At 63.7% G+C, this 223-nt stretch carries 1 pseudogene; it reads right to left on the bottom strand.

Annotation, left to right across the window (positions count from 1 at the left end):
- Window positions 1-223 (bottom strand): annotated as a pseudogene (locus EXE44_RS21830) (DNA-directed RNA polymerase subunit A''); the annotation flags it as partial.

Genomic DNA, 223 nt, shown 5'->3' with positions numbered 1-223 from the left:
CATCGGCGTGTCCGGCGTCTTCCGAGCGTCCACCAGCTCGATGAGCCGGGGGAGCCCCTGCGTGACGTCGATCTCTGCGACGCCAGCGTAGTGGAACGTGTTCATCGTGTTGTGTGTCACGACGCCCTCCGCCGTGGTGAACGTCTCCAGTCCCTCGACCGAGAAGTCGTACACGTGGTCGTGTTCGGTCGATACGCCTTCGATCGACTCGATGCGGTCCCAC

The sequence above is a fragment of the Halorubrum sp. SS7 genome (genome assembly GCF_005435055.1).
Lineage (GTDB): Archaea > Halobacteriota > Halobacteria > Halobacteriales > Haloferacaceae > Halorubrum > Halorubrum salinarum.
The sequence above is the reverse complement of the archived record's forward strand: the minus strand, read 5'-3'. Positions and strand labels throughout refer to the sequence as shown.